This window comes from Megasphaera sp. AF13-6AC (assembly GCF_027685385.1).
GTDB lineage: Bacteria > Bacillota > Negativicutes > Veillonellales > Megasphaeraceae > Megasphaera > Megasphaera micronuciformis.
In genome coordinates this window covers 1-4,065 of the sequence record NZ_JAQCUN010000115.1, presented here as the reverse complement: position 1 = coordinate 4,065, position 4,065 = coordinate 1, and the positions used below count along the sequence as shown (strand labels likewise).

Sequence of the window (4,065 nt, the reverse complement as noted above, 5' to 3'; positions counted from 1 at the left end):
ACGAGCTACCAACTGCTCCACCCCGCGACGATAATGGTGGTGGGAGAAGGATTCGAACCTTCGAAGGCGGACGCCGGCAGATTTACAGTCTGCTCCCTTTAGCCACTCGGGAATCCCACCACAAATTCTGGAGCCGACAATAGGATTCGAACCTACGACCTACTGATTACAAGTCAGTTGCTCTACCAACTGAGCTATGTCGGCATCTCTCACAGAACATAATCAATTATAGCCAATATTTTTTTATCTGTCAACATATTCCATAACATTTCATATCACCTTCCCTGCCGTCTTCCTCAAGGCGACCGGAGCCCGTCACCTCACCTCTTATTCTTTTTTATATTCCATTATATGCATACTTTTATATAGTTTCACGTTGTCCTTGCACGAGTACGAAATTTCGAAATCGTTCAACAACGGGAAGCATAGGATGCTGCTTATGAACAGCCATGTACAGGTAGCGACGATCCGTCTTGTCGGCAATAGGAATTCGTTCAACCGCATAGTGCTTTAGTAAATAAAAATCCGGCATAATGGCTAATCCGTAGCCTGCCGCCACAAAACCCGCCATGGCATTGTCTTCTTCTATATGGCAGACTACATGCGGATGAGCATCGGCCCGTTCCAACAGAGTCTCTACCGTCGCATGCATGCCGCTTCCTGCATGAAAGTGAATAAAAGGATACGGCTCTATTTCCTTTAACGACACGGACGCCCTTTTTGCCAGGACATGATTTTCCGGTACAACTACCACAAGGCGTTCTTCCGCAATGGGATAAAACATAATTTCCGGTTCATCGGCTACAGAAGAGCAAAAAATCATATCCGTCTGTTCATCTTTTAAACTCTTTATCAATTCACGCGTCGTTCCTTGTGTAAAGTTAAACTCTATATCTTTATTACCTTCCATGCCATGAAAGCTTGTAATCATATCGGGAACCATCGTATATCCCATAGTATAAACAAAGCCGAGATTAATCGTTCCCTTGTCGGGACGAGTATAGGCTTTCATGACCTGAAGGCCTCGATTCAACTCTTCCAGCGATTTAGTCACATAGGGATAAAACATCTTCCCGTACTTGGTCAGGAAAATATTGCGCCCTTTTTTTTCAAAAAGCCGAACGCCCATTTCTTTTTCCATATCTCGAATGGCACGATTTAAGCTGGGTTCCGTAATATAGAGAAGTTCAGCTGCCCTTCGGTAATGTTCTGTTTCCGCTAAGACCGAAAAATACTCAAGTTGTTTTAAATTCATCGTATCGCCCCTCATTTACAAATAAATCAATAGTATTTATCTATTAATACCGTTTAATAAACTATTAATTTTCTCGAATAAATGACATAATCAGTTTTTCTGCAAAGGCATAGATTGGGTACTTGCTATATTTATATTTTATAAAGCTATGAACTCCATACATTTTTCGTCGCTTTTTGAAATAAACTATGCGTTTATCATATCATAATTAATAGTTTTTTTGAACGAAATCACAAGAAATAAAAGCATTGTTGTTAATCTTTCTGACTCGTATAATAATCACGAAAAGAACGATTTGTTCTGTTTTTCACTTTTATTTTTCGGACTGTAAGGAGGTTCACATCATATGAGCAAGCATTTTCCTCATATTTTTGAACCCTTCACGGTAAAACGCACAACCTTCAGAAATCGTGTCGTTATGCCGCCGATGGGCTCAAACTACGCTACCTACTCCGGTGAAGTATCGGAAGAAATGAAAGATTACTACGGCCTGCGGGCTCGTGGCGGCACGGCCCTGATTACGGTAGAAAACGCCTGTATCGACTTTCCCCTTGCTACGAACGGTACAAAACAGTTGCGTATCGACGGGAAACAGTTTATGCCCGGTCTTTTCGAATTGACCGAACGCATTCATAAATACGGAGCCCTCGCTTCCATCCAGTTAAACCACGCAGGTGCTTCGGCTTACCCCGAACGTCTCGGCGGCTTACAGTCCGTTTCGTCTTCGTCCGTACCTTCTAAAGAAGGCAACCCGGCTCCTCGTCCGTTAACAAAGCAGGAAATCCTGAATATCGTTCAGAAATACGCCGATGCGGCAGAACGTGCTATCGGTGCCGGTTTCGACATGGTCGAAATCCACGGCGGTCACTCGTATCTGCTCGATCAGTTCCTTTCTCCCTTGTACAACAAGCGTACAGATGAATTCGGCGGATCGTATGAAAACAGAGCCCGCTTTGCCCGTCTTGTCGTAGAGGCCGTTCGTGCCCGCGTAGGTAAATGGGTTCCCATTTCCTTCCGTATTTCCGCTGACGAATTTATTGAAGGCGGCAACACCTTGGAAGACACCTTGCAACTTCTTGAATACATCGTTCCGGAAGTGGATATTATCAACGTATCGGCAGCCGTAAACGACTCTATTCAATACCAAATCGATAAATGTGATTTACCCGATGCGTGGAGAGCTTACTTATCCGAAAGCGTAAAGAAAAAGTTCGGCAAGCCCGTAATCCTGTCCGGCAATATCCGCAATCCGCAGATCGCCGATGACATCATCGCTCAGGGAAAAACGGATTTTATCGCCATCGGCCGCGGCCTCATTGCCGATCCCGATTGGGCTAATAAAGCTCGCCTCGGCGAAACGGATCGCATTCGTAAGTGTATCAGCTGTAATATCGGCTGTGCCGATCACCGTATTGCCAAATCCAAACCGCTGCGTTGTACTATTAACCCGTCCGTTATCGGCGGTGAAGTTTATAAGCGTCAAAAAGTGACACGTCCCTTACATGTCGTCGTCATCGGTGCCGGTACAGCCGGCCTGGAAACCGCTTGTACAGCTGCCGAAGTAGGTTGCACGGTCACGGTTTTGGAAAAACGCAATGAAGTAGGCGGTATGGCTCGCCGTATTGCTCGCTTCCCCGAAAAGACACGTATCGAAGATTTCCCGGCCTATTTGGAAAAACGAGCTGCCGCTCTGCCGAATTTGGAAATTCGTTTGAATACGGAAGCAACGAAAGAACTGCTTGATGAATTGAAGCCGGATATTCTTTACAGTGCTACCGGTTCCGATCCCATGTTACCGCCTATCGAAGGACTCCGTGAACTGACAGATGCCGAAGGTTCGGATATTCGTTCCGTTGAAGGCTTCATGTCCAACATTCCTTTCTACGAAAAGAATGCGGAAGGCAAAAAAGTTGTTATCATCGGTGCCGGTGCCGTCGGCCTGGACGTTATGGAATTTTTCACCTTACGCAAAGCCGATGTTACGGTCATTGAAATGATGCCCGCTTTCGGCAAGGACTTGGATGTAGTTTCCAAATCGACCTTCCATGAACTTTTGATCAAGCACCCCGTGAATATGCATTTGGGTACGGCTCTCCAAAAGGTCAATCCCCACTCCTTCGTAGCTGCAAAAGACGGCGTAACACAGGAATATCCCTTCGACTACGGCTTCATCTGCATGGGACTCGTACCGGCTATTCCTAAGGATAACCCGTTTGAAACCTATGCCCGCGAACACGGCATTCCCTTTGATAATATCGGCAACAGCCGCAAAACGGGACAGATTATGAACGGCACCGAATCGGGTCGCAATATTATCAATACCATTGATGCCATGGGCGGCTTTGATTTATAAGACGCACAAACAGACCGGAACGGCCCTATAAGGGCCGTCTCGGGCCTGTGCATTATCGACTTTAACGGCGTTTATTTTGCCGTACAAAGTGAATTTTCACACATATATAAGTATTCTATTATTTTTTCGGGAGGTATTATTATGGGAAAAATAGCTATTACGGAACGCGTTACGGGACATACGGAATTAATCGGTTTAATCGCTTACCCCATTCGCCACAGCATGTCACCGACGATGCATAATGAAGCTTTTAAAAAGTTGGGACTTGACTATGTTTATGTTTGCTTTGAAGTAGACAACAGCACCTTGGAAGATACGGTAAAGGGCTTACGTGCCATGAAGGTTCGCGGCTGGAACGTCTCCATGCCGAACAAAGGGCCTATTACTCAGTATTTGGACAAACTCTCCCCCGTTTCTCAAATCGTCGGTGCCTGCAACACGGTCGTTAACGATAACG

3 protein-coding genes and 2 tRNA genes are annotated in these 4,065 nt (G+C 45.5%); 2 read left to right on the top strand and 3 right to left on the bottom strand.

What is annotated here, in order from left to right:
* Window positions 1-34: 34 nt before the first annotated feature.
* The 3 genes from PGX78_RS06605 to PGX78_RS06595 all read right to left on the bottom strand — a co-directional run bounded on the left by PGX78_RS06605 (window position 35) and on the right by PGX78_RS06595 (window position 1,255).
* Window positions 35-120: transfer RNA gene (locus PGX78_RS06605), tRNA-Tyr, on the bottom strand.
* 8 nt (window positions 121-128) lie between these two features.
* Window positions 129-204 (bottom strand) — tRNA-Thr (locus PGX78_RS06600).
* A gap of 157 nt (window positions 205-361) precedes the next feature.
* Window positions 362-1,255: a LysR family transcriptional regulator gene (locus PGX78_RS06595; protein WP_270446009.1), complete on the bottom strand. Its 894-nt coding sequence runs from the start codon at window positions 1,253-1,255 to the stop codon at window positions 362-364.
* 346 nt (window positions 1,256-1,601) lie between these two features.
* Here PGX78_RS06595 and PGX78_RS06590 point away from each other — a divergent pair, with 346 nt between their 5' ends.
* Window positions 1,602-3,608, top strand: a complete 2,007-nt coding sequence (locus PGX78_RS06590) for an oxidoreductase (protein ID WP_270446006.1) — start codon at window positions 1,602-1,604, stop codon at window positions 3,606-3,608.
* A 141-nt stretch (window positions 3,609-3,749) separates the two neighbouring features.
* Window positions 3,750-4,065: shikimate dehydrogenase family protein (locus PGX78_RS06585; RefSeq protein ID WP_442864806.1), on the top strand; the 316-nt coding region annotated here is incomplete at its 3' end.